The organism is Bacillus sp. OK048, from assembly GCF_900103525.1.
GTDB lineage: Bacteria > Bacillota > Bacilli > Bacillales > Cytobacillaceae > Neobacillus.
On the sequence record NZ_FNHN01000004.1, the window covers coordinates 293,332 to 315,518 of the forward strand.

Annotated in this window: 29 protein-coding genes; 9 read left to right on the forward strand and 20 right to left on the reverse strand. The window is 36.9% G+C overall.

Annotation, left to right across the window (positions count from 1 at the left end):
- The first annotated feature begins 199 nt into the window (after positions 1–199).
- Positions 200–1,366, forward strand: coding sequence for an ROK family transcriptional regulator (locus BLR86_RS09985; RefSeq protein ID WP_090760859.1), 1,167 nt, complete (start codon positions 200–202; stop codon positions 1,364–1,366).
- Positions 1,367–1,454: 88 nt separating this feature from the next.
- On the opposite strand, the gene BLR86_RS09990 is transcribed toward BLR86_RS09985, so the two are convergent.
- Complete coding sequence (locus tag BLR86_RS09990) at positions 1,455–2,861, reverse strand: MFS transporter (RefSeq protein WP_090760861.1); 1,407 nt, start codon at positions 2,859–2,861, stop codon at positions 1,455–1,457.
- Between the two features lie 375 nt (positions 2,862–3,236).
- Between BLR86_RS09990 and BLR86_RS09995 the strand changes: the two genes are divergently transcribed.
- The gene (locus tag BLR86_RS09995) at positions 3,237–3,749 is read left to right on the forward strand and encodes a DinB family protein (protein ID WP_090760863.1); all 513 of its coding nucleotides are present in this window, start codon (positions 3,237–3,239) and stop codon (positions 3,747–3,749) included.
- A 110-nt stretch (positions 3,750–3,859) separates the two neighbouring features.
- On the opposite strand, the gene BLR86_RS10000 is transcribed toward BLR86_RS09995, so the two are convergent.
- From BLR86_RS10000 to BLR86_RS10010, 3 genes are read right to left on the reverse strand one after another with little or no spacing between them, the layout of a single operon-like run.
- Positions 3,860–4,519, reverse strand: a complete 660-nt coding sequence (locus tag BLR86_RS10000; RefSeq protein WP_254782289.1) for an exonuclease domain-containing protein — start codon at positions 4,517–4,519, stop codon at positions 3,860–3,862.
- Positions 4,520–4,570: 51 nt separating this feature from the next.
- On the reverse strand, positions 4,571–5,140 hold the full coding sequence (locus tag BLR86_RS10005) for a TetR/AcrR family transcriptional regulator (protein WP_090760867.1): 570 nt from the start codon (positions 5,138–5,140) through the stop codon (positions 4,571–4,573).
- Positions 5,141–5,155: 15 nt separating this feature from the next.
- A complete protein-coding gene (locus BLR86_RS10010; RefSeq protein WP_090760869.1) occupies positions 5,156–5,863 on the reverse strand; it encodes an MBL fold metallo-hydrolase in 708 nt (235 codons plus the stop codon).
- A gap of 300 nt (positions 5,864–6,163) precedes the next feature.
- Here BLR86_RS10010 and BLR86_RS10015 point away from each other — a divergent pair, with 300 nt between their 5' ends.
- Positions 6,164–6,676: a DoxX family protein gene (locus BLR86_RS10015; protein ID WP_090760871.1), complete on the forward strand. Its 513-nt coding sequence runs from the start codon at positions 6,164–6,166 to the stop codon at positions 6,674–6,676.
- 228 nt (positions 6,677–6,904) lie between these two features.
- On the opposite strand, the gene BLR86_RS10020 is transcribed toward BLR86_RS10015, so the two are convergent.
- Positions 6,905–7,132 carry a hypothetical protein gene (locus tag BLR86_RS10020; protein ID WP_090760873.1) on the reverse strand — a complete coding sequence of 76 codons (228 nt, stop codon included), beginning with the start codon at positions 7,130–7,132 and terminating at the stop codon, positions 6,905–6,907.
- A gap of 338 nt (positions 7,133–7,470) precedes the next feature.
- On the opposite strand from BLR86_RS10020, the gene BLR86_RS10025 reads away from it, so the two are divergent.
- Positions 7,471–8,772 (forward strand): NCS2 family permease, encoded by a 1,302-nt coding sequence (locus BLR86_RS10025; protein ID WP_090760875.1) that lies wholly within the window; start codon positions 7,471–7,473, stop codon positions 8,770–8,772.
- A 191-nt stretch (positions 8,773–8,963) separates the two neighbouring features.
- Here BLR86_RS10025 and BLR86_RS10030 read toward each other — a convergent pair whose 3' ends face one another.
- The 3 genes from BLR86_RS10030 to BLR86_RS10040 form a co-directional block, all read right to left on the reverse strand.
- Complete coding sequence (locus BLR86_RS10030) at positions 8,964–9,614, reverse strand: glycosyltransferase (protein WP_139185589.1); 651 nt, start codon at positions 9,612–9,614, stop codon at positions 8,964–8,966.
- 660 nt (positions 9,615–10,274) lie between these two features.
- The gene (locus BLR86_RS26630; protein WP_090760880.1) at positions 10,275–10,565 is read right to left on the reverse strand and encodes a phospholipase; all 291 of its coding nucleotides are present in this window, start codon (positions 10,563–10,565) and stop codon (positions 10,275–10,277) included.
- A 174-nt stretch (positions 10,566–10,739) separates the two neighbouring features.
- Entirely contained in the window at positions 10,740–11,285 is a 546-nt protein-coding gene (locus tag BLR86_RS10040; protein ID WP_090760882.1) for an HD domain-containing protein, read from the reverse strand.
- Between the two features lie 170 nt (positions 11,286–11,455).
- Here BLR86_RS10040 and BLR86_RS10045 point away from each other — a divergent pair, with 170 nt between their 5' ends.
- Complete coding sequence (locus BLR86_RS10045) at positions 11,456–11,635, forward strand: hypothetical protein (protein ID WP_090760884.1); 180 nt, start codon at positions 11,456–11,458, stop codon at positions 11,633–11,635.
- Positions 11,636–11,772: 137 nt separating this feature from the next.
- Positions 11,773–12,549 (forward strand): alpha/beta hydrolase, encoded by a 777-nt coding sequence (locus BLR86_RS10050; RefSeq protein ID WP_090760886.1) that lies wholly within the window; start codon positions 11,773–11,775, stop codon positions 12,547–12,549.
- Positions 12,550–13,279: 730 nt separating this feature from the next.
- Here the strand turns inward: BLR86_RS10050 and BLR86_RS10055 are convergent.
- Positions 13,280–13,735: a DUF2269 family protein gene (locus BLR86_RS10055; RefSeq protein ID WP_090760888.1), complete on the reverse strand. Its 456-nt coding sequence runs from the start codon at positions 13,733–13,735 to the stop codon at positions 13,280–13,282.
- 145 nt (positions 13,736–13,880) lie between these two features.
- Between BLR86_RS10055 and BLR86_RS10060 the strand changes: the two genes are divergently transcribed.
- Entirely contained in the window at positions 13,881–14,273 is a 393-nt protein-coding gene (locus BLR86_RS10060) for a YbaN family protein (protein WP_090760890.1), read from the forward strand.
- A 707-nt stretch (positions 14,274–14,980) separates the two neighbouring features.
- Here BLR86_RS10060 and BLR86_RS10065 read toward each other — a convergent pair.
- From BLR86_RS10065 to BLR86_RS10095, 7 genes are all read right to left on the reverse strand, one after another.
- Entirely contained in the window at positions 14,981–15,490 is a 510-nt protein-coding gene (locus BLR86_RS10065; protein ID WP_090760891.1) for a GNAT family N-acetyltransferase, read from the reverse strand.
- A 13-nt stretch (positions 15,491–15,503) separates the two neighbouring features.
- Positions 15,504–16,007, reverse strand: coding sequence for a GNAT family N-acetyltransferase (locus BLR86_RS10070; protein ID WP_090760892.1), 504 nt, complete (start codon positions 16,005–16,007; stop codon positions 15,504–15,506).
- A 3-nt stretch (positions 16,008–16,010) separates the two neighbouring features.
- Complete coding sequence (locus BLR86_RS10075; protein WP_090760894.1) at positions 16,011–17,018, reverse strand: glutathione S-transferase family protein; 1,008 nt, start codon at positions 17,016–17,018, stop codon at positions 16,011–16,013.
- A gap of 28 nt (positions 17,019–17,046) precedes the next feature.
- Positions 17,047–17,553, reverse strand: a complete 507-nt coding sequence (locus tag BLR86_RS10080) for a GNAT family N-acetyltransferase (RefSeq protein ID WP_090760896.1) — start codon at positions 17,551–17,553, stop codon at positions 17,047–17,049.
- 303 nt (positions 17,554–17,856) lie between these two features.
- Positions 17,857–18,162 carry a hypothetical protein gene (locus BLR86_RS10085; protein ID WP_175492851.1) on the reverse strand — a complete coding sequence of 102 codons (306 nt, stop codon included), beginning with the start codon at positions 18,160–18,162 and terminating at the stop codon, positions 17,857–17,859.
- Positions 18,163–18,316: 154 nt separating this feature from the next.
- Positions 18,317–18,748 carry a hypothetical protein gene (locus BLR86_RS10090; RefSeq protein ID WP_090760900.1) on the reverse strand — a complete coding sequence of 144 codons (432 nt, stop codon included), beginning with the start codon at positions 18,746–18,748 and terminating at the stop codon, positions 18,317–18,319.
- A 2-nt stretch (positions 18,749–18,750) separates the two neighbouring features.
- Positions 18,751–18,954: a helix-turn-helix transcriptional regulator gene (locus BLR86_RS10095; protein WP_090760902.1), complete on the reverse strand. Its 204-nt coding sequence runs from the start codon at positions 18,952–18,954 to the stop codon at positions 18,751–18,753.
- Between the two features lie 340 nt (positions 18,955–19,294).
- Here BLR86_RS10095 and BLR86_RS10100 point away from each other — a divergent pair, with 340 nt between their 5' ends.
- The gene (locus BLR86_RS10100) at positions 19,295–19,405 is read left to right on the forward strand and encodes a YjcZ family sporulation protein (protein WP_090760904.1); all 111 of its coding nucleotides are present in this window, start codon (positions 19,295–19,297) and stop codon (positions 19,403–19,405) included.
- Positions 19,406–19,545: 140 nt separating this feature from the next.
- Here BLR86_RS10100 and BLR86_RS10105 read toward each other — a convergent pair whose 3' ends face one another.
- The 4 genes from BLR86_RS10105 to ytxJ form a co-directional block, all read right to left on the reverse strand.
- Positions 19,546–19,935 (reverse strand): hypothetical protein, encoded by a 390-nt coding sequence (locus BLR86_RS10105; protein WP_090760906.1) that lies wholly within the window; start codon positions 19,933–19,935, stop codon positions 19,546–19,548.
- Positions 19,936–20,276: 341 nt separating this feature from the next.
- Positions 20,277–20,726, reverse strand: coding sequence for a DUF1569 domain-containing protein (locus BLR86_RS10110; RefSeq protein ID WP_090760908.1), 450 nt, complete (start codon positions 20,724–20,726; stop codon positions 20,277–20,279).
- A 207-nt stretch (positions 20,727–20,933) separates the two neighbouring features.
- On the reverse strand, positions 20,934–21,173 hold the full coding sequence (locus BLR86_RS10115) for a glutaredoxin family protein (RefSeq protein ID WP_090760910.1): 240 nt from the start codon (positions 21,171–21,173) through the stop codon (positions 20,934–20,936).
- A complete protein-coding gene (gene ytxJ / locus BLR86_RS10120; protein ID WP_090760911.1) occupies positions 21,170–21,499 on the reverse strand; it encodes a bacillithiol system redox-active protein YtxJ in 330 nt (109 codons plus the stop codon). The genes BLR86_RS10115 and ytxJ overlap by 4 nt, the downstream gene beginning before the upstream one ends.
- 580 nt (positions 21,500–22,079) lie before the next feature.
- On the opposite strand from ytxJ, the gene BLR86_RS10125 reads away from it, so the two are divergent.
- Positions 22,080–22,169, forward strand: a complete 90-nt coding sequence (locus BLR86_RS10125) for a YjcZ family sporulation protein (protein ID WP_090760914.1) — start codon at positions 22,080–22,082, stop codon at positions 22,167–22,169.
- The last annotated feature ends 18 nt before the right edge of the window (positions 22,170–22,187 follow it).

Consider the following 22,187-nt stretch of genomic DNA (forward strand, 5'->3'; position numbering starts at 1 on the left):
ATTGCCCAAAAAGCAAAAAATAAATAAACATTATATTAATTTGTTTATTAAACAAATTAATTACATCATTAACTTATCATGTTTAATATGTTTCGTCAATTAGCAGTTTATGAAAAAAATAAAACAATTACGAACATGCTTTTATTACCTGTTAGTATAGGATTATACATCTAGCATTGGTTCTGAATGGAGGATTTGAATGATTACTGGTGACTCATCTTATATCAAAAGTATTAATCGTGCCATCATATTAAGAGAAATTGTCAAGTCTGGGATGATTTCCAGAGCAGACATATCAAAAGTAACTGAATTGACAAGAGCAACAGTATCGGCACAGGCAGCCGTGCTCTTGGAAGAAGAGTTGATTGTTGAGACTCAGCTGGATCACTATACAGTTGGCAGAAAACCAATTATGCTTTCTTTAAATAAAGATGCAGGATATGCATTAGGGATTGACCTTGATTATGGACAAATCAATTTCACACTTTCAAATCTATTAGGTTGTCCCATCACAAGTTGTACGATTGAAATAGACACAAATGAATATTCAGAAATTCTCGCTATATTAATAGAACAAATAAAAAAATACCAGGCAGAATACACGGATACCCGCTATGGAATTGTTGGAGTAGTGATAGCTATCCATGGCCTTGTTTCGAAGGATGAAATGATTCACTTTGTACCTCGTTTAGGTTGGAATGGTATTAATTTGAAAAATGATATTGAAAAAGAAATTGAATTAGATATATATATAGAAAATAATGCGAATTTAAGCTCCTTTGCAGAGAGGGTCTTTTCCTATCATGAGACAGATAACTTATTATGTGCCACCCTTTATTCTGGTATCGGTTTGGGTATGATGATGAAAAATGATTTTTTTCGTGGACATAGTGGTTATGCTGGAGAGATTGGACATATGATTGTTGTTCCTGAGGGGAAGCCATGTAATTGTGGAAACAAAGGCTGTTGGGAAAAATACTCTTCGGAATCAAGTATTTTTCTTTATTTATCTGAGAAAAGACAAATTAAAAACCTTACATATGAACATATTCAATCGTGGCTGGATGAAGGCGATGAAGAAGTTCACCAACTAATGGAACAATTTATCTACTATCTAGCAATTGGGTTAAACAATATGATTAATATGTATAACCCTGATGTGCTTGTCCTTGATAGTAAGCTGCTCCATATGTATCCAGGTGCGCTTGATAAAATTAAAGAAAACTTAAATTCCTCGATTAGTCATTATCGGGAATTATCACTCTCTTCCCTTGGTAAAAAGTCATCCATCCTAGGTGCCTGTGCACTTGCCATCAAACATTTCTTAAATGTTTCGATGTTAAATTTGCCCATTGAGAGCAGATAAACTTGCAATCGTTTTCTATTTTACATCGAAGAGTTATCGCAAAAAAGGTTGTTAGGCCGGAGCTTAACAACCTTTTTTATTTATGATTTTATGCTTTTCTTTTTTCTGCAAGATCAATTGCAAGTTGTGTAGTACGCTTTTTGTTTAATGGATATAGGAATACAAGGATTAAGAACACTGTGCCAAGTACAACTGCGGGTACTAAAGTACCAAGGGTATGAATTCCTTGTAACGTTTCCGCTGATTGTGCTTCTGCACCTGCTTTGTAACCTACTGCTGCGATAACCGCACCACCAACACCACCAGCAACAGCTTGTCCGATTTTACGAGCCATTGAGTAAATGGAGTAAACGGTACCATCTTCACGTAAACCAGTTAAATACTCATGGTAATCGATTACATCAGTAACAAATGCCCAAACAACAAGGTTGAAAACACCATAACCAACCATGGCTACTGTTAAAATACCGATAAATTGCATTGATGATAAATTTGGAAGGCAATATAGAGCCGTGTAAACTACAGTCGCTAATAATAAGCCGCCTGATGCCACTTCTTTTTTACCAAATTTCTTAACTAATGGTTGAATGAATGGCATAGCCACAAATACCGCTACTGATTGAAGTAAACCAACCATACTTAACGCTTTGGCATTTCCAAAATAATCCTTAAATAGAAATACGTTTACTGTTCCAATTAACATAAAGACAATCATGAAGGTTAATGCAGCTACAAGGAACACCATTAATGGTTTGTTTTTAACAAGACCCTTCAGCGTTGTACCTATGTTCACCTTTGGTTTAGCTGTTTCATCCATAGTAATACGTTCGACAGATAATTTATAACAAGCCATGTAACAAACGATTGCTAGCCCGCCGAAAAGTAATGCAGCGATTAAGAAGCGATTTGCATCTGGTCTATTGTTAACAAACAAAATCATTGGACCAACTACGTTGATAATTAAGCCAGCTAGGTTAGCACCTAATGTTCTCCAGCTTGATAATGCGGTACGTTCAACTGGATTAGCCGTGATAACAGAAGCCATTGAGCCATAAGGAATATTAACAGTAGAATATAATGTTCCCCAAATAATATACGTTATATAGGCATAAGCAAGGTAAAATCCATCAGACATGCCAGGTATTGTCACGAACATCAAGATACCAGAGATAACTAGCGGGAAAGACATTCTAAAAATCCATGGTCTAAATTTCCCTTGAGCCGTTGCCTTTCTAGTATCAATGAAACGACCCCATGTTACGTCAGCAAAAGCATCCCAAAGGCGGGCGATCATAAATAATAGACCTACTTGAGCTGGATTGATATGGAAGACATCTGTATAGAATACCATCAAAAATGCTGCTACTAGAATAAAGAAGAAATCGTTTCCAAAATCACCAAACAAATAACCTAACTTATCTTTCATCCCAAATGGACGAACTTCTTTTCCTACTGTCTGTGGGGAATCTACTTTCTTTTGTAATGCTTGTGCCATTGTTAACCCTCCCATAAAATCAATCTAAAATAAGAAATGTAAGCCCTTAAATAATTGCAAAAACGTTGTGACGCTATTTTGTGAAGCTGGGTACCAAAATAATAATTAATCTTTATCACTCGCGATTGGATTTATTAACCAGTTAGTTTGTTTAATGAACTTACAAATTAACTGTAAACATAGAATATCACCGCCGACATTTTTCGTCAACAATTTTTTGTAAGCGTTATTAAAATTTTTTTTCGACATTTTAAGAATTTTCCATCTTTAAACAATCCCTGCATTTGATTAACCATTTTACCAGCATGATTATTGTGATAGGATAAATTAACAAGAGAAAATGTTACCAAGTTTATTTTGAGAGGAGAGTAATTTATGCTTCATCACCCAGCAGAAAATGAATACCCTGTATATTATAAGCCATATATTAACCTAGTCCCAAAAGGTAATCTCGTACAACTTTTAAGGGAGAATCTTAATGAGGTTGTAAATCTTTTTGCAGGTATTTCCGAGGAGAAAGCTCACTATCGTTATGCTCCAGGGAAATGGAGTGTGAAAGAGCTTCTAGGACATATTACCGATACCGAGAGAATCATGTGTTATCGGCTATTACGGGTTGGACGCGATGATCAAACACCTCTTGCAGGATTTAACGAGAACGACTATGTCCAGGCTGCAGAAACAAACAACCTGCCGATTGAAGCGATAATAGAAGACTTTAAAGCAGCACGTAACGCCACCATCACCCTAATCCAAAACCTCCCTGCCGAAGCATGGACAAACAAAGGAAACGCAAATGGTACAGAAATCACCACAAGAGCCATCGCCTATATCATCGCAGGCCACCAAATCCACCACTGCAAAATCGTCAAAGACAGGTATTTATAATACGGTGCCTGTCACCGCTCGTGGACACTGTCCACCCCAGGTGGACAGTGTCTTAGAAAACCTACTTCAAGTAAAGTAAAAAACCGCTGAATTCAGCGGTTTTTTGTACTTTATCCCAATCTTGTTCGTGTAGCAGCTGGCTGGTATTTTCTCATGGGACCATTTTCAAGTACTTCTTGAAGATAGAGGTTTCCATTTGGGCTTGTTTTTTTGAGCAGGTCCAATAGGTATGTAATATCGTCAAGTGCTCTATGTGTTTGGTGGTTTGTAATTTGATGAGCTTGTAAAAGTGTTAGTAGTTTACCATTAGGAAAGCCATAGTTTTTCCATTTGACCCCGCGCATTGTACAATACCACTTGAGATCATTAACTTCTGGGTACATATGGTAAAGAAAGCTTCTGTCAAAGGAGGCGTTATGGGCAAAAACCGAATCCGCTCGATGAAAGTAGGTCTTGATCTTTATATCAGTGAAACTCTTCCCTTCAACTAATTCATAGGGAATACCGTGGATTTGGTAGGCCCGCTCATAATTTCTTCTGGCTGAACTGGTAAGGGGTTCTCTCAAAAAAGAATCTTCTTCAATAATTTCTTGGATTTCACCGGTATCTGTCCGGTAAGAAAACAATTTCAGCGCAAGTTCGATCACTTCATCGGTAGTCGGTCCTAACCCTGTTGTTTCAACGTCCACTACTAAACCTAATTTCTCAAGTTTCCGCATATATTTCATTCCTTTGATCGAGATAATACTAACATTATACCATCTAATCAAAAAAAGAGACTTGCCAAATGGGAAGTCCCTTACCAAAAATCCAACAAAAAACTAGCCATCACGCATCCCTTTAATAAACGCTTTGATAATAATCTCTAGACTCTCATCCAAATCCAATGCCATTTTAAAGCCTCCGCTCTGCTCCAAAGAGGAAAAGCCATGTAAAATGCTGCGGATTCCTCTTACCGCATGCAGGGCTCGCTCTCCTTGCAAATCAAATGCTTGTAAAACACGTACGGAAAGTTCTACAATTTTTGCCCCTGCTTGCTGCACGTCCTCATCTTCCATATCTGGTGCCAATAAGGTCGCTTCATACAAACCTGGATGTTTCCGAGCAAATTCTACATAAGCTTTACTAATCGCTAATACAGCCGCTTCTCCCGAAACTCCGATAGCCTCATAAGCCATTTCCTGATAAAGCAAATCAATCCCATATATCGCCATTTTCTTCCTTAACCCACCTAACCCCTCAAAATGGTTATATAAGGAAGGCGGCCGGATATTCAGTCTTTTTGCAAGGTTTGCTAGCGTTACCTCGCGCATTCCATGGACATCGGCAATCTCACCAGCTGCTTCAAGAATCTCATTTATTTCAAGTCCTACTTTAGGTCTTGGTGACATCTAATAAAAACTCCTCTATTTTAATTTCTGCTCTAAATTTCGAATTGCCTCTTCCATTGCCCCAATAGGATTTCCCAACATTTCCCCATGTCCAACAGCCAGGAGACGAGGTTGATAGCCAACGATTTTCTTAGCACTGACAACCGCTGTTTGTTTACTCCATGTACCAAAAGCCGGAAATGGAAACCATGGCTTTACGTCTCCTGCCACGGCAATCCCACCTCTTGTCTGAAACGTATCCCCAGCAATTAAAGCATGAGTGCGAATATCAAAAAAGGACATTGATCCTGGTGTATGACCAGGAGTTTCAATTGCTGCTAGTGATCCGACTAGATCTCCCTCTTTCAAAAGGACATTCGCTCTCGTTTTCATCTTTTTAGGTACCCCGCCTTTAATCGGGGTTTGGTGCTCATGCACGTCAAGTGAAGTGTCCCCTTGCATGATTCTGTTATCTCGTACTGATATATACACGGGTACATCCGGAAGAGCCTCTTTTATCTTATCAAGGGCACCGACATGATCCTCATGAGCGTGAGTCAAAACAATTTTAGTAATTGGTTTCCCAATACTCTTTGCTGCCTTAAATATCCCCGTCATACTATATGGTAGAGCTGCATCAATCAAAGTTAACCCTTCTTCTTCTTCAACCAAATAACAATTCACCGGGAACACACTAGCCATAAAGGTAACCTGAAATAAAAACCCATTCTTAATTAATCTCACTTTTACCACCCCTCTTTTAACTACTATCATTAGTTTTATTTTAACTAATAATAGTAGTTTTATCAAGTAAAAAATACTTAAATTTCAGGTCCCAATTAACAGTTTCATAAACCTAATACTTATTCCTCTGATTAAGTCCTAGATAAAAAATAAACCCACTTTTTTTGTTGTTCACCTTTTGTTCAAAACTTTTTTACAAACATGTGAAATAGTGAACAATTTACACTCAATTCAAGATTGATTTGTTATATTAGCAATGTAGCAATTATATAAAACTTATTAACGAGGAGATGCTTCAAAATGTTTATGAACTTATTAAGAGAAAATAAAATCGTAGCAGGTATTTTGACAATCTTACGTTTATATCTTGGTTATGCTTGGTTTACTGCAGGACTAGGAAAAATACAAAGTGGTGCTTTTAATGCTTCTGGTTTCTTAGGAAATGCTGTGGCAAATCCAGTTAAAGGGCCAGATGGCTCTGTGGTTTACGCTTGGTATGTGAAATTTCTAGAAAGCTTTGCGATACCAAACGTGGATATCTTCAACTTTATTGTTCCTTGGGGCGAAACATTAGTTGGTTTAGGACTTATGTTAGGATGTTTAACAACAGCTGCCGCGTTCTTTGGTTTAGTGATGAACTTCTCTTTCTTCTTAGCAGGAACAGTTTCACATATTCCAACTGACCTTTTCTTAGGCTTTATCATATTAGCAGCAGGTTACAACGCAGGCCGCATTGGTCTTGACCGCTGGGTGGTTCCATTCATCCGTAAAACAGTTCTCAAAGGTAAAGAACCAGCAAAACAACATGCGTAAAAAGAAAAGCGCAAGCGCCCTGGTCAGCGGCGTATGGCCTGGAGCGCTCCAATCAAGATAAAGGAAACACGAAGAGCCGGAGGCGATTCGATGTTGACTTATCGAAGTGCGGAGAGCGAAGGACACTAGCCGCTAGGGCGCTGGAGCTAGACAGTAATCTAAGTTTAAAAACTTATACCTTTTAAAATAGAAATGCCTCAGTCACAGTGTGATTGAGGCATTTTTATTTTAATAGATATCTTCTTCACCGTGTTCAAAACCGACTCGATCTTGATACCAATTTGTAATTTGAGTTAGGATAGCAAATACAAAAAAGAAATTCATAGCCCATACGTTAATAAAAGGTGCTAAACCTCCAAATTCAATTCCATGGTACCCTTTAATTTTCATGACAATCATCGATTCTATAAAAATTAGAATAAAACCCAAAACCCCAGCAACAGCCATTCTAATCATTTTGGTTCCCCTCCCAATTCTGTCCATTATGTTTATTCTATTTCCATTATTTCCAAGGTATAAATTTGTCTATTTTGTGAACATCTATACTCCTATTATAGGGCAAAGCTAACGTAAACAACAAATAAAAAAGGTTATATTTTAAAAAGATTTTTTTAAAAATGAAATCCTGAATGAAGGTTTGGACTTGAAATTTTAGAAACAGTCAATAATCGTAACCAGACCATAAAAATCGGCATACAAATTCAGTATTTTTACAAAAAAACTTGAAATAACCTCAGAAAACGAATATTATAATAAGGTTGCAAAAATAACGTTCGTGTTTTGGAGGAACCCTAATGTTTAAGCTTAAAGAAAATCAAACCAATACAAAAACAGAATTACTCGCTGGGATAACAACTTTTTTTACAATGGTTTATATAGTTGTGGTAAACCCGGTGATCCTCGCTGATGCAGGAGTACCATTTGAACAAGTCTTCACGGCAACGATCATATCTGCCGTTGTCGGGACACTTTGGATGGCTTTATTTGCTAATTATCCCATCGCTATTGCACCAGGAATGGGTCTTAATGCTTACTTTGCTTATTCTGTTGTCGGTGGTCATCAAAATATTAACTATGAGACAGCCTTTGCCGCTGTGTTTATTGCCGGAATCATATTCGTCATCTTGTCTTTAACACCCTTTAGAGAAAAATTAATAGATGCAATTCCAGATAACCTGAAGCATGGAATTTCTGCAGGGATTGGCTTATTTATTGCTTTTATTGGAATGCGGATGACTGGGATTATTACTGCTCATCCTTCTAATCTTGTTGGTCTAGGTGATCTTCAATCGCCTTCCGCCCTGTTAGCGATTGTTGGGCTTGCTGTCACACTAATCTTAATGGTACTTCGCGTAAATGGAGCTTTATTTTTGGGAATGATTATTACCGGACTCATTGCCTTTTTTACCAACCAACTTTCGTTTGATCAAGGCTTTATTTCGCTTCCTTCTCTACCTGATGGATTAATAATAGACAACCCAATTACAGCGTTGACAGACGTCATTCAGCACAGTCTTTATGCTGTTGTGTTTTCATTCATATTAGTAACAATTTTTGATACCACTGGTACAATGATTGGCGTTGCTAATCAGGCTAGCTTAATGAAAAACGGCAAATTGCCGCGTGCACGTCAAGCCTTGCTTTCCGACTCTGTTGCAACCTCAATCGGTGCTATGTTTGGTACAAGTCCAACAACTGCCTATATTGAATCCACATCAGGAGTTGCAGCGGGAGGCCGTACAGGATTAACTTCCCTTACAGTGGCTGCCTTGTTTATTCTTTCAGCATTTTTCGGACCTTTGGTCAGTGCTGTGTCAGGGATTTCTGCGATTACCGCTCCTGCCCTTATTATTGTAGGCAGCATGATGATGGGGAGCATTGCGAAAATTAAATGGGACGAATTGGATGAAGCCTTTCCCGCATTCCTTGTTATTTTGAGTATGCCGTTAACCTCTAGCATTGCTACCGGAATTGCACTGGGTTTCATCAGCTATCCGATTTTAAAAATTGTAAAAGGAAAATGGCGTGACGTACACCCGCTTCTCTATGTATTCGCGGTATTGTTCTTTTATCAACTTGCATTTTTACCACATTAATAAAAATGGAGCCCAACCACTAAGTTGGGCTCCATTTTTTAGGGCTCTTTTCTTAAACCTTGATGTTTTTTTATATCAAAATTTTAATAAGAAAAGAGCTTGCAAACTAAATTCCAAGGAGCAAAATAACTATTGCCACGTTAAAATCGGCTTTAAGATTTTAACAACAATTGTTACAAAAACAGCCTTTGTTAAAACTTATTAGGGAACTGCTTGATGATTCCGTTTGAAAGGAAATCTGCCATATGCAGTAAATGTGCCTCATTTTTATCAAAAGCTGCAATATCCGCATCCCAATCCTTTTTAAGCCTTGCAACCGCTATTTCTGTGACTAATTTTAAATGCGTGTACATCATTTCATTTAATTCTTTTTTATTGTAATGTGGATTTGCAGCAGTTAAAAAATTGGTAATATCATCTGCGTTTTTAAACCACTCTGCATTGTATTTTTTTAAATCGGCCTGATTTCCACTTTTGGCTGCAGCTACCACTTTTCCAGCAAGAAGGATATGTTCCCTTAACAGCTGACCTAGCTTGTTGCCTGCAACCTCCCCATAATAGGGCTTAATCGCATTTCCTGTATCATCCTGGTTTCTCAATAATCTAGCCAATACCTTTTCTTGATCTTCCAGTCCGGCTAAGGTACTAACTATATACTTATCAGTCCATAATGAATGCTCCATCCATAGCACCCTCATGTCTGCCTTAAATTGAGCTGCTTTTTGGCTTATTTGCTGCGTTTGGTGGACTGCCTGTTTGTTCTCCTCCGCATTTGTGAAAGCTGGGAAGATTAATACAAATGTAAGAAACACAAGTATGTATCTGAAAAAATATTTGTTCAAAAAATCATCTCCTAATAATAAATTAAATCTGACAGATTTATTATTGGATTTTTTATCCATTTTCACTCTTAGAAAGAAAAATTCATCTTCATAAATTCCACATAACTTCTCTATAACTTCTACAAATGTTTATCTTATGATAAAGATAACTTATTTGAGACTTAGGTTTTTGGAACCTTATTTCTTAAAAACTTCCCATAATTTGATCGGTACTTCGCGTACCGATCCTTTTTTTGTCTATTTTTATAGAGCTCGTCATCTTCATAACTTCCACACAACTTCTCTACAACTTCTACAAATGTTTATCTTATGATAAAGGTAACTTATTTAAGACTTAGGTTTTAGGAACCTTATTTCTTAAAAACTTCCCATAATTTAGCTTGGTACACGGGTACCAGGCTCTTTTTTATTCTCCAGAAGAATCTAAAAAAAGGCTGGTGCGAGTCGCACGAACCCTTTACTTAATAAAACTAACTTGGTTCCTTCCTTGGTCTTCTTCCTGATCCATTGGGATATTTTCATTATGGCTGGTGGAAGCTGTTGCATGCGGCAATACTCGATCCTCTCCTTCTCCTTATATTGTTAGGCTTTTATAAGTGGATTTGTAATTTAGAAAAAACTGCTTGTTTAAAAAGAAGTGGATAACTCAACGTGTTCTTTCTAATAGCGTTTTTGATGACTACAGGTAAACATTGTTTTGACTTTCATGAATTTATACATGATATTTGCGTGCCTGCCTTTTTGAGTTCGCGGATTTATCTTGGAGTAAAGGCATTCCATAAATCGCTTATCACAGTAACAAGGTGAGTTGCCACGTTTAAGACATATATCATGTTTATTACAACAGGAATCCACATCATTTATCGGGGCCCCAGGTCCGCTGCACCCAGGTCCACACCATTTGTATCCTGGAAAAATACAGAAAGAAGGACGACTTTTTCGACATCTCATATTTTCTCATCTCCTTTATATAAAATATGAAGATGTTGGAAAACGGAGACAGCTCGTACATAAAAAAACTACTATAGCTTAAATATTTTATTAATTACTCTCATCGTTTCTGGGCTGCAAAAACCAGTAAAATGATCTTTATCATCATATGTATGCACTTTATAATCCAGCATCCTAAGCCAGCTCCCAAAAAAGTCTATCGACTTCATCTTGTAACTCTGTTAGTAAATCAAAAGTGGATTGGGTTCCCAAACTATCTACTACATTGGTGTAATACCACTTTTGCTGTTCTTTCCCGGCATTAAATCTCGTCCAAACTTCCTCACCAATTTTTTCATAATCGCGAATGATAGAACGGATGTTGTGTAGTTTATCGGCACAGACAACAGCACGAATTTCTTCTGAAGCTGTTTTTAAAAATTCAATCGTATGCTCCTTCCTATCCTTCCATGGAAGTGATTTATCAGGTTCAGAACTACCTTCAACCATTTTGGCTATGTTAGCTCCAAAATCCTTTTTTATATCTTCAAGTGTAAGCGGCGTATCCTCAACCGTATCATGAAGAATTCCTGCCGCAACGATTTCCTCGCTGTATCCTGCTTCTAATAACATCATCCCCACAGCAACAGGATGCGTAATATACGGAATATCAGTGTTCTTCCGATATTGACCTTCATGACTTTTACTTGCTGTTTGCAGTGCCTTTTCAATTATATCCATAGCTTAATCCCCTCCAAACTGTTTGTTCTATTTTTAACTTAATTCAACATAATAGATCAAATCTCCTTGGCAGGTGAAATATTAATTTGATACAAATTTGTGTAATTGTCCAATCACTTATTTTGGTACAAGCATATTTTATTGTATAAGAGTGAAAGGGGGGATATGGAATGAGTAATGAAAGAAGACACGAAGAAGAAGATCGCAGAAGAGTCAGAAGAGTCTTTATTGATGCAGAAGAAGTTATTATCCGCACTGAAAGAGTAAGAATTGAAGGCGAAAATAACAGAAATGAGCACAGACATGATGACAGACATGATGACAGAAGACGACCATTCTCGTGGATCTAATTGATTCGACAAGGGAATAAGTAATATTCCCACAGGCTGGTGAGACAAGCAATTCTCACCGGCCTGTTTTTGATTTAACATTCAGACAAAATATGGTAAATTAGTGAGATAGAAACTAGAGATTAGTAGGTGAAAAAATGCTAGAAAAATTTAATGTTTTTATGTCATCCTTTGAACAAGAAAGAATGATAAGAGTATATCTGCCTGTAAATTATACAGAATCCGACAAACGCTACCCAGTACTTTATATGCATGATGGACAAAATGTTTTTGAAGATGAAGGTGCTATTAAAGGAGTATCTTTAGGATTGAAGGATTACTTAGATAAAAACAGACTAGAAATAATCGTAGTGGCGATCGATTTAAACCCTGAAGGGGAAGAGCGCGATAATGAATACTGCCCTTGGGTAACAGGTGCCACCGCAGAAAAAATAATCGGACACTCAAGCTCCTCCGGCGGTAAAGGTGAACAATACTTAGACTTTATTGTCAATGAACTTAAGCCACTGATAGACAGTAAATACCGAACGCTTAAGAATCAGACTTCGATGGCCGGAATCTCGTTAGGAGGCCTTATTTCTACATATGCTGTCTGCCGGTATCCTCATATATTCAAGCGAGTTGCAGCAATTTCTCCAGGATATTATCGGAACCAAGAGGAACTCGAAGTATTCATAAGAAATTCCGACTTATCAGGGGTCGAGAAGTTTTATATGGATTTTGGTACCAATGAAATCGCTAATGATAAAGAACTTAATGATGAATTCATGGAAATGATTCTATGTATCTATGAAATCTTAGACAGCAAAATAGTCGATAGCCACTTTCAAATGATTGAAAATGGCGAGCATAACTATACATCGTTTAAAAAAAGACTTCCTACTGTATTAGCTTATCTCTACTCTGATTTTTGAGCTGATTGGGAAGATAGAAACAGTGTGTATGGTGGTCCTTGTGGGATATTACTTTCAAGTAGGTGAACTCTGATTAGAATTGCCGAGGATTTATCCAATGAAGGACATTTCGGGCTGAGTGAACAAGTCAATTGTCTTTCATCAAGGGGTTGAAGGATATTTCGGGCCGGGTGAACAAGTGAATTGTCTTTCATCAAGGGGATGAAGGACATTTCGGGCCGGGTGAACAAGTGAATTGTCTTTCATCAGGGGGATGAAGGACATTTCGGGCCGGGTGAACAAGTGAATTGTCCTTCATCAAGGGGATGAAGGACATTTCGGGCCGGGTGAACAAGTCAATTGTCTTTCATCAGGGGGATGAAGGACATTTCGGGCTGGGTGAACAAGTCAATTGTCTTTCATCAAGGGGTTGAAGGACATCTCGGGCCGGGTGAACAAGTGAATTGTCTTTCATCAAGGGGATGAAGGACATTTCGGGCCGGGTGAACAAGTGAATTGTCTTTCATCAGGGGGATGAAGGACATTTCGGGCCGAGTGATCAAGTCAAATGTCTTTCATCAAGGGGATGAAGGACATTTCGGGCCGGGTGAACAAGTGAATTGTCTTTCATCAAGGGGATGAAGGACATTTCGGGCTGGGTGATCAAGTCAAATGTCTTTCATCAAGGGGATGAAGGACATTTCTCCTCTCTAACGACAAAGTTCTGTCCTTCACACCCAACTTTTAAAATTTAAAATGGTTTTAAAATCATCAAGGCAATGATAATGATGAAAATGACGTTTGCTAGGTGTTCATAACGAAACAGAATTCGTGATAATCGGAAATATTCTTCTGGAATTTCCTCGCCCGTATGAGATGCTAGCAATTCCTTTACCGGTTTGGACCTTGGTGATAATAAAATCGGTCCACTCGCAAGTGCTACTAAAAATAATACCAGGCTTACTACATACCAGCCCATCCGAAATAGACTTGGATTCATTAAGCCCATTAGTAATCCCGTGACGAGCAAAAGTGTCCCGCCAACCATAACAAAGATATGCAGCTTATGTCTAAGAGCGTAAGAATGTCTTAACTCTGTCATTGTTTTTCCGGATTTTACAACAGTTGTTAGGATAAAACCTGGTCCCATTCCTAAAATTGCTGAGAAAATATGAATAACTACAATAATCTTATAAAAAGTAATCATTTTTACGATCAACTCCTATCTTCTAGACACCAGTATTTTAACATAATGGTGGTTGAAACGGTTTTTATGTACTTAATTTGTCACCAAACTTCCTTTTTCTTTAATGTTATAATAAAGAAAAAACCTACCGAAGGAGGCAAACAAATTGAGTAAAATTGTTAAATTTCTATATATTATTATTGGATTCATTGCCCTCGGTTTAGGTGTTTTAGGCATAATTCTACCTGTACTACCGACAACTCCATTTTTACTTTTAGCTTCCTACTGCTTTGTAAAGGGGTCAAAAAAGTTTGAACATTGGTTTAAGGGGACAAGACTCTATAAACGTCATTTGGAGACATTCGTAAAAGAGAGGTCGATGACGTTAAAACAGAAACTAGCAATCTTGTTATTTGCCGATGTGATGATTGCCATTCCCTTCTTCATACTAGATAGCTTTATCGTCAAGGTTTTGCTCGTATTGATTGTAATTTATAAATATTATTATTTCATTAATAAAATAAAGACTGTTCCTGAAGCGGCGGTTACGAACGATTAAAAAACACTTGTCATGCAATCATGAAAGGTTAGGTTTTGAGGTGCTCTTCTAAAAATATGTGCAGAAATGACTGTAGTATTGGCAGCGTTATTCGTATATAACAAAGCAAAACTCACTCTCTTTTAAATTAGATGTCTTGTCCTTAATCGGGTAACCAGCAACAGAAAAATAAGCGGAGGGTTTCCGGTTAGTTGCAGAGTAGAGCTCGTTTTTGGGGAAATAAGGGGAGGTTTTCCGGTTATGCAAATCAAAATCTCCTATTTTCGAATTTTTCGAGTCAATAGACGGAATCTCTCCGTCTATTTAAGCCTTTTATACTAAGAATTACTAAATAAGCGGATTTCCTCCGGCTATTTATCAGCTCAGGTACTTTACCTGATCCCTCAACCGTTAAGCGTGGACCCTCTTAATTTTAAATGCCGGAATCAGCAGCTTGTTATCGACCAGCTTATAAAGATCAATATAATTGGTACTCAAAACGGTACTGAAATTGTCAGAAGTTTTGGCCCTCATTTTTAATAATAATAAAAATTGTCCATCACAATAATGATGTCAATTGCTAGGTCAAAGGTATGGAATTTCGTAGAACCCTTGATTAATAAAGAAAAGACGTATGCCAATTCATACCCCTTTTCTTGTGTCTTTTAATAAGAAACACCCGATAACGGAACCCTTTAATACAATCATGACAAGTGTTTTTATTTCAATTAAATTGAACGACAATACCTCAAAGATAAATAGTTTTCACCCTCTTCATTACTGTACCCATGTTGTTCATGTTGAAAAGTAAATCCTCTTGCTTCATAAAAAGGAATACCTTTGTTATTCCCTTTTTGAATAGAAACCCACTGCTCTCTGGCATGAAATTCATCTTTCTGTTGTTTCGTAATTGCAACTAACAGTTTGGTTCCAATCCCGCAATTACGCCGGTTAGGATCCAAATACAACACAAAAACTTCACCTACTGAATCGCTAATCATACCTCCACCGCCGGCACCGATTACTTCGCCATTTTCAACTGCGACAAAGTAACCTCCCCAATGCCTGCTTGTGTTTACTACTTCATTTCGTATTCTTTCTGTGTTATAAAACTCTTTGATGATTCTCTCAATATATTCTTGTGTATGTGTTACACCATATGTAGCCCGGTAACCATCCGAACAAACCTTGGCTATCCCTTGCACATGTTCTGGATTTGCTTTACAAATTTCGATCATACCATACCCCTACTTATTTAAAAGTGAGCCGATAAGCTTTAACAATTAGTCCATCGTCAGCAGGTTCAAAGTCGTATTGTGGTAATCGTTCAAAACCAAACCGCTCATATAATCTCATTGCATTTTTCATAAAATCGCCTGTATGAAGACCAATTTCGTTATGCCCTTGCTCCTTTGCCCGGTTAATACATTCTGAAATCAAAGCAGCAGCTACCCCTTTACCTCGTGCTGAAGGAGATACTGCCAGCATTCTTATTTCTGGATAATCCAGCTCTTCAACTTGCCCTTCATAGGCATCGGTTTTTGCTGGAAACAAAGTGACACTTCCTAGAATCCTTCCGTCGACTTCTGCTACGAGTAGCACAACACCTGCCTGTGTATCTGCCTTTGAAGAAATCCCCTGCTTCAGAGCCTGCCAATGTCCTTCTGGGATTTTTGCCGCATGCTCTTCATAAGAGCTTACTCTTTGTTCACGAATAAAAGCTAATTCACTTTCCACAGCTTCACGAATAACCATCAACTATTCTCCTTTGAGGATAAATTTTTCTGCCTTCTTACTTATTTCTTGGCGGTTATGTTGAGAATGAAGTCCGGATAAATCTGGCCCCTTTGGTAGAATGCTATTGTGTCCCTTTTGATCATTACTTGCGATATGATTTGAAAGATGATAATGCCTTTTAATGGCATCAAAATCAGTAGTATCACCAAAACCAGGTGTTTGATATAAATCTCGTAAATACCCCCATAAATTTGGAAAATCAACGATCCGGTTTCTATTTGTTTTAAAAGCTGCGTAATAAGCAGCGTCAAACCGAATTAATGTAGCATAGAGCCGTACATCTGCATCTGTAATGTAATCCCCAAATAAAAACCGTTTTTTCGATAAGCGCTCATCCAATTCATCTAATCTTGCAAATAAGGTATCATACGCCATCTCATAAGCTTCCTGTGATTGAGCAAATCCACATTTATATACGCCATTGTTCACATCATGAAAGATAACATCATTAAGAGCGTCAATCTCTTCTCGCAAGGATTCAGGATACAACTCTGGTGCATTTTCCTTGTGAAACGGACTCCAAACAGTTTCAAGATAGTTTGTTAGTTTAAAATAATCATTATTCACTGCCTTTTCCCCCTTCACATCTACCATGACAGGGACCGTGGGTCTACCAGAATAATCGGGATCCGCATTCTTATATATTTCACTCATATAGCGAATACCTAATACGGGGTCTACCCCATTTTCATCTAATGAAAATTCCCAATCTACGTGCGGAAGCTTTGGTCGCATGGGACTGGCAGTGCCTAAACTGATTACTTCCTCTAATCCAAGAATTCTTCGGACGATGACGGAACGATGTGCCCACGGGCAGACTGCAGACCATAACAGGCGATATCTTCCTGTTTCAACTGGCAGCTCCCCTTCACCAAATCCAAATGGAGTGTCAAATCTATTTTTCTGGCGCTTAAATGAACCATCTGCTTTGATTTCTGCTGCAACGCTTCCTTGCTTATTTTTTGTCATTATATTTACACCTCACCTTTTTTTAGCTTCATTTTATATGTAATACCCGATGTTCATCATCCAAATAGACACCCTTTAGTTTCATGGCTTTTTCTTCAAGTCCATATACTTTAAAGCCTAGACTTGTATATAGCTTTTTTGCAGCCTCATTCGTTGCAACCACCGATAAGTTAATTTTCTCAATCACTTCAATTGATTTTGCTTTATTAATCGCTTCTGTAAGCAAGGCCTTGCCCACACCTAATCCCTGTTTCCTTGGTGTGACATACATGGCATAAATGTTCGCCCGGTGCTGTATTTTTTCCGCCTTTTCTTGCAAGAGGGTTACAACACCTATTAGCTCGTCACCCTCGAAAGCCCCAAACGTATAATTCCCTTCCTCTGTGAAGTTCCGTGCAACCTGGGAGATAGGATTTTCTCTCTTTATAGCGTCTTCATAGCTAGTTAAAAATGCTTCCGGGCTTTTCTTTAAGGCTTCTAATCTTAATGCCCAATAGCTTTCAGCATCCGATGGGAGCAAAAGTTTAATTTTCATAACTATCCAACCTTCTTTTCAAATGTCTTCCTTCTATATTACTAAAATTTCAAAAAATTTGACAATAATATAAATCAGCTCAACTTGAGCAAAGAAAAAAGAGGCCTCAAGCTTTTTGACGAGTTCACTTTTGGGGTGCAAAACAATAAATCACAGGTAAAACCTCATCACTATTCACAAATTTTCCGCTAATGAATTCATAGTATATTTCACATAAAAAATAGCTCGGAGTTTCTCACCGAGCCGTTTTTTTATTAAATTTCTGGTTTTTTGCTAAAGTACCCGATTAAGGAAAATAGTAATTTATGAATAATTTTCTTCTTTATTGCTGTAAATTTCATAAGCAAAATATCCAAATAATAAACCTATTCCAGCTCCCAAACAAATTGTAGATAATAAAGTGATTGGGAAAAATATGCTAAGAAGTATAGCAACAGCACAACCAATCATCATTCCAAGTGGTATTAGACTATCTAATAAATTTTGAGCACCTTTTGACTTTTTCTTACCCAGGGTGCCTTTCTTGTATTTATGTTTCATTCTTATAACTACAAAAACTGCAATCCCGCCCACTAGTACAACAGGTAGTAAAATACGAACAATTTCCAAAACTAAGCCCATATTAGAACATTCCTTTCTTTCGCTTCATTAACATCTTATAAATAACTAACCTCCTTCGTTCGTTTAATAACTTCAACAAAAAGGTACGTAATCCTTTTCGGATCTACACACCCTTTAATGAAAAATTGAAAAGATTATCCCCTTATTCCTCGATATTTTCATCTTGTCGTTTTGTTCGTAGATTATAAATATAAACTATTGGAATAAGACCGCAAATAAATAGTATTCCACCTATAATTACCCCATTGATTATTGTAAAGCCATCAGTAATAGATACAAAAAATCCGACAACTGTTGAAATTAAAATAAGCACAACCAGTGAAATTCTTAGACTCTTTTGCGGGTTAATTTTATTACTTTCATGGTCTGCACCAATACTCATTGATAAATATGCAGAAATAACTGTGGTTATCATAAATACAATCCATAGGGGATTTTCTCTCATTCCGTCTAACCCTTTTGTAACTAAGTCATATCCTAAAATTCCAAGAATACCAACAGTTTGAACGATATACGCAATGCGGATGTTTTTTAAATTTTGTAATATTAAACGTTCATCTGTAATTTTTTTCATTTTTAATCATTCTCCTTTCCTACCCAAAATACTTCATCTAATGTTTTATTAACTGCATAGCAAATATCCAGACACAACTTGAGGGTTGGATTATATTTTCCCTTCTCAATCAAACTAATAGTTTGCCGAGTGACACCTATCTTTTCTGCCAGTTGTTGTTGTGTCAAACTTACTTGAGTACGAGCAATCTTAACTTTATTCTCCAAATGTTGTATCCCTCCTTAAATGAATTGTAACATATACATTACATAATTCAATGTATATGTTACATTTAGAGCGAAGTTCTTATGCAACTCCCTGACCGTTAGCTCAATAAGAAATGCTGCTAAAAATGGGGCTCGAAAATCTTGCAACCATTAGTTAAAAAATCACGTTCTTTGTTGTTCCATAATTGAATCGAAAGCTGACGTAATTCCGTAATTGTTACACCAAAATTATAACTAAAGAGTGATTGATTTAATATTTTCAAAATTCCATACTTGTCCATTTCAGATTTATCATCATTCCATAATATATATAGAATCTATAAAGAGGTGGTGATACATTATGTCAAACCAAGGCGGATATAGCGGTGGATCTAGAATGAATTTCGTTCTAATCGTGGTTCTATTCATTCTTTTAGTTATTGTTGGTGCAAGTTTCATGAGCGGGTACTAACCTTGTAAAAGAATCACAGAACAAAACACACTACTTCTTTAGTGTATAGAAGCGTCAACCGACGCTTCTATTTTCTTTTTTAATCTCTTTATCCACATTAAGTTTTTATTAAGAAGAAAAAAGCGACTCATTCTGATTTTTCAATCAGCATTGGATTTGAGCTTTTTAAAAAAGCGATTAAAAAAAGGGCTGATTTCTTTAATTATTGGTTTAAATTGTTTAGATGTTGTAGCAAACATATCAATCGTTTCCATAAGCAATTCAAGATCGACTTTTTGTAGAGTATTTTCTATCTGGTTTACAGTGGTGTGAGATTTCTTTTCTGGCACTTTTCTCCTATTCCCCAATAGCCAATCATCGAACCCATATGATTTCCTAACGAAATTGGAATTGTTTTTTTGTTCGGACCTGACTTGTGAATGATCGTCGTTTTCATCTAAGAGGTCTCCCTGTTTACTGTTTCTAAACATTAATCTTGTAAATCGGTCATTTTCTCCATTCGGTTTATGATCTTTAACGTTCTCTGCCAATAACTTCACCCTCCTAATTTCTTTACCATAAACTATGAATGGAGTTTTCCCAGGGTGTGGACAATATTATGAATAAAAATAAAGACGTTTTGGTTAATTGTCTAAGCTATTTCTTAAATTTTTCATATTATTATTTAGACTGTTGGATATTCATAATTTGCCTTCCTCTTTTGAAGCATCTTTTAGATGCTTCCTTTTTTTTCGCAATATAAGTCAAATGCAAAATAAAGCGGAATGAATAAGCCCTCTCCTACAACAAACCTCACCCGTTACTTCAATAAAAATGCTTTACTCTTTATTCATGTAACGCACCCGTGTAGTCGGGGTATGTTTTTTAATGTTTAAACTCCAAACTGTTTAAAATGATGGTCAAGGTGCTTGTATATTCCTTTACCCCATTGCTCAGAAGTAAGCTTTCCAAAAAAAGGATGCGGATGAGTTGTGCACTTCTCTGGTCCGTTATTTTGGAATGTGATAATTTTTTGTTTAAGCTTTTCTTTTTCTGCGTCAAATTCTCTATCATCTGCAATCAAAATGGTTGGAATAGTAGACATATTATGGGGCAATGTCTTGTCATTGTAAATGATTTGTTTTGCAAACCTCCCTACTATTATTCCTAACCAACTCCTTGGTGGAAAAGAATTTCCCATTGCAATGTCTTGGAAAGATGAACAGTGCGCTAGCATTTGGGCAACATCCATTTTTCCCCATTGCGGTTGTGAATTTGGACTCAATTTGTCAATACGCTTTAAAACTTCTGCTGTATGCATATGATTAAAAATATTTTTCATTAGTGCATATCCCCTTTAATTATAATGAGTCAACCTTCTTAACTTATTTGGTCCGATTACTGAACAAGCATGGATGGAGAACACCGATTTAGCCACAAACTTAACTTTTTTATATACCATCTCCCGTCTCCTGGTCAATCTCGAAGGGATAGGTTACTTTTGGCGCACTAAAAAAGCCATGACTTTACATCATGACTTTGACTAACTTTACTTTTCAATTGTTTCTAGAAGTTCTTTTAATTCGGGATTAAAGCCTTTAATTGCTTTATCTCCAACTACGGTAACAGGTACACCCATAAAGCCAAATTTTTCGACTTCCTGTTGATATTCCACACTTGACATTACGTCTCTTACTTCAAATGGAATTTTTTCCTCTTCTAGCATTTGTTTAACATAGTTGCATTCTACACAACCAGGCGTGGAATAAACGATGACTTGTTTGCTCATGCGTTCAGAGCCTCCTTGATCGAATCTCTTGTAATTTTCCAATGAGAAGTATTCCAAGAAACTTTTCCATCATCAAATAGCAAGATTTGTGGAGATTCATGTTTAATTTCAAATTCTTCAGCAATATGATTTGATACAGGCCGATCTTCTATTACCAAGACCATTGCAGCAGAAGTCGTTTCATTTTCATTAACAAATGAATGAAATTCTTCATTCGCTTTGGCACTGATTGGGCAAGTTGTACTATGTTTTAATAGCAAATGTTTCCCAGGTTGTTGAACAAATTCATTTAATTCTTCAATACTTTTAAGTTGTTTTATTGACATCATCTACACCATCCTGCTTTTCAATATAATATTTTCGTTCATAAATTTATCATAAAGGAAGATACTTTACTAATGATGTGACTCGTCCACATAGGAACAACCCTATTAACAAAAACATATGTCTATTGTAAAACACTGCTATTAAAAGGATTATGAGTTGATGACAAAATTACAATTACGAAAAATTTCCATTTTAGTACTTTCTTTAAGGCTTGTTTCTAAGAGATTGTTGCTTTGAAAACGAAAACTGTTGAAGGTTGATTGGAACGGATTGCGAGACCCCTTTAATTATTGTACTAGTGTTAATGCATTTTTATATCGTGGGTTTTATTTACTATTTCTTTATATGTACCTATGCGTACAAAAGATAAAAATAAAAAAGCCCTTTTTAGGGGCTTGACTTTAATAATCAGCACTTGTCCCATTCAGTTTTATTCTGAGTGCATATGTTATTATTAAGCCAGCCAGACATATATAATTACCTCCGAAAAGGCGTTTGCATGTATTGCAGACGCTTTTTTATTTTTAGAAATTGTTTAAGCAAAGTCAATTGACATAAGAATAGTTGGGGGTGCTATATATGGGTGATGGAATGGGAAGTGGTTTTGCGTTAATCGTTGTATTGTTCATTCTACTGATCATTGTCGGAACTTCTTTCATGAGCTACTAAAATGCACAGAACAAAGGG

What these genes read in the sequence shown, in the direction of transcription:
- BLR86_RS09985 (WP_090760859.1), top strand. Translation starts at nt 200, where the DNA reads ATGATTACTGGTGACTCATCTTATATCAAAAGTATTAATCGTGCCATC.
- BLR86_RS09990 (WP_090760861.1), bottom strand. Translation starts at nt 2,861, where the DNA reads ATGGCACAAGCATTACAAAAGAAAGTAGATTCCCCACAGACAGTAGGA.
- BLR86_RS09995 (WP_090760863.1), top strand. Translation starts at nt 3,237, where the DNA reads ATGCTTCATCACCCAGCAGAAAATGAATACCCTGTATATTATAAGCCA.
- BLR86_RS10005 (WP_090760867.1), bottom strand. Translation starts at nt 5,140, where the DNA reads ATGTCACCAAGACCTAAAGTAGGACTTGAAATAAATGAGATTCTTGAA.
- BLR86_RS10015 (WP_090760871.1), top strand. Translation starts at nt 6,164, where the DNA reads ATGTTTATGAACTTATTAAGAGAAAATAAAATCGTAGCAGGTATTTTG.
- BLR86_RS10020 (WP_090760873.1), bottom strand. Translation starts at nt 7,132, where the DNA reads ATGATTAGAATGGCTGTTGCTGGGGTTTTGGGTTTTATTCTAATTTTT.
- BLR86_RS10025 (WP_090760875.1), top strand. Translation starts at nt 7,471, where the DNA reads ATGTTTAAGCTTAAAGAAAATCAAACCAATACAAAAACAGAATTACTC.
- BLR86_RS26630 (WP_090760880.1), bottom strand. Translation starts at nt 10,565, where the DNA reads ATGAGATGTCGAAAAAGTCGTCCTTCTTTCTGTATTTTTCCAGGATAC.
- BLR86_RS10040 (WP_090760882.1), bottom strand. Translation starts at nt 11,285, where the DNA reads ATGGATATAATTGAAAAGGCACTGCAAACAGCAAGTAAAAGTCATGAA.
- BLR86_RS10045 (WP_090760884.1), top strand. Translation starts at nt 11,456, where the DNA reads ATGAGTAATGAAAGAAGACACGAAGAAGAAGATCGCAGAAGAGTCAGA.
- BLR86_RS10050 (WP_090760886.1), top strand. Translation starts at nt 11,773, where the DNA reads ATGCTAGAAAAATTTAATGTTTTTATGTCATCCTTTGAACAAGAAAGA.
- BLR86_RS10055 (WP_090760888.1), bottom strand. Translation starts at nt 13,735, where the DNA reads ATGATTACTTTTTATAAGATTATTGTAGTTATTCATATTTTCTCAGCA.
- BLR86_RS10065 (WP_090760891.1), bottom strand. Translation starts at nt 15,490, where the DNA reads ATGATCGAAATTTGTAAAGCAAATCCAGAACATGTGCAAGGGATAGCC.
- BLR86_RS10070 (WP_090760892.1), bottom strand. Translation starts at nt 16,007, where the DNA reads ATGGTTATTCGTGAAGCTGTGGAAAGTGAATTAGCTTTTATTCGTGAA.
- BLR86_RS10075 (WP_090760894.1), bottom strand. Translation starts at nt 17,018, where the DNA reads ATGACAAAAAATAAGCAAGGAAGCGTTGCAGCAGAAATCAAAGCAGAT.
- BLR86_RS10080 (WP_090760896.1), bottom strand. Translation starts at nt 17,553, where the DNA reads ATGAAAATTAAACTTTTGCTCCCATCGGATGCTGAAAGCTATTGGGCA.
- BLR86_RS10090 (WP_090760900.1), bottom strand. Translation starts at nt 18,748, where the DNA reads ATGAAAAAAATTACAGATGAACGTTTAATATTACAAAATTTAAAAAAC.
- BLR86_RS10100 (WP_090760904.1), top strand. Translation starts at nt 19,295, where the DNA reads ATGTCAAACCAAGGCGGATATAGCGGTGGATCTAGAATGAATTTCGTT.
- BLR86_RS10110 (WP_090760908.1), bottom strand. Translation starts at nt 20,726, where the DNA reads ATGAAAAATATTTTTAATCATATGCATACAGCAGAAGTTTTAAAGCGT.
- BLR86_RS10115 (WP_090760910.1), bottom strand. Translation starts at nt 21,173, where the DNA reads ATGAGCAAACAAGTCATCGTTTATTCCACGCCTGGTTGTGTAGAATGC.
- ytxJ (WP_090760911.1), bottom strand. Translation starts at nt 21,499, where the DNA reads ATGTCAATAAAACAACTTAAAAGTATTGAAGAATTAAATGAATTTGTT.
- BLR86_RS10125 (WP_090760914.1), top strand. Translation starts at nt 22,080, where the DNA reads ATGGGTGATGGAATGGGAAGTGGTTTTGCGTTAATCGTTGTATTGTTC.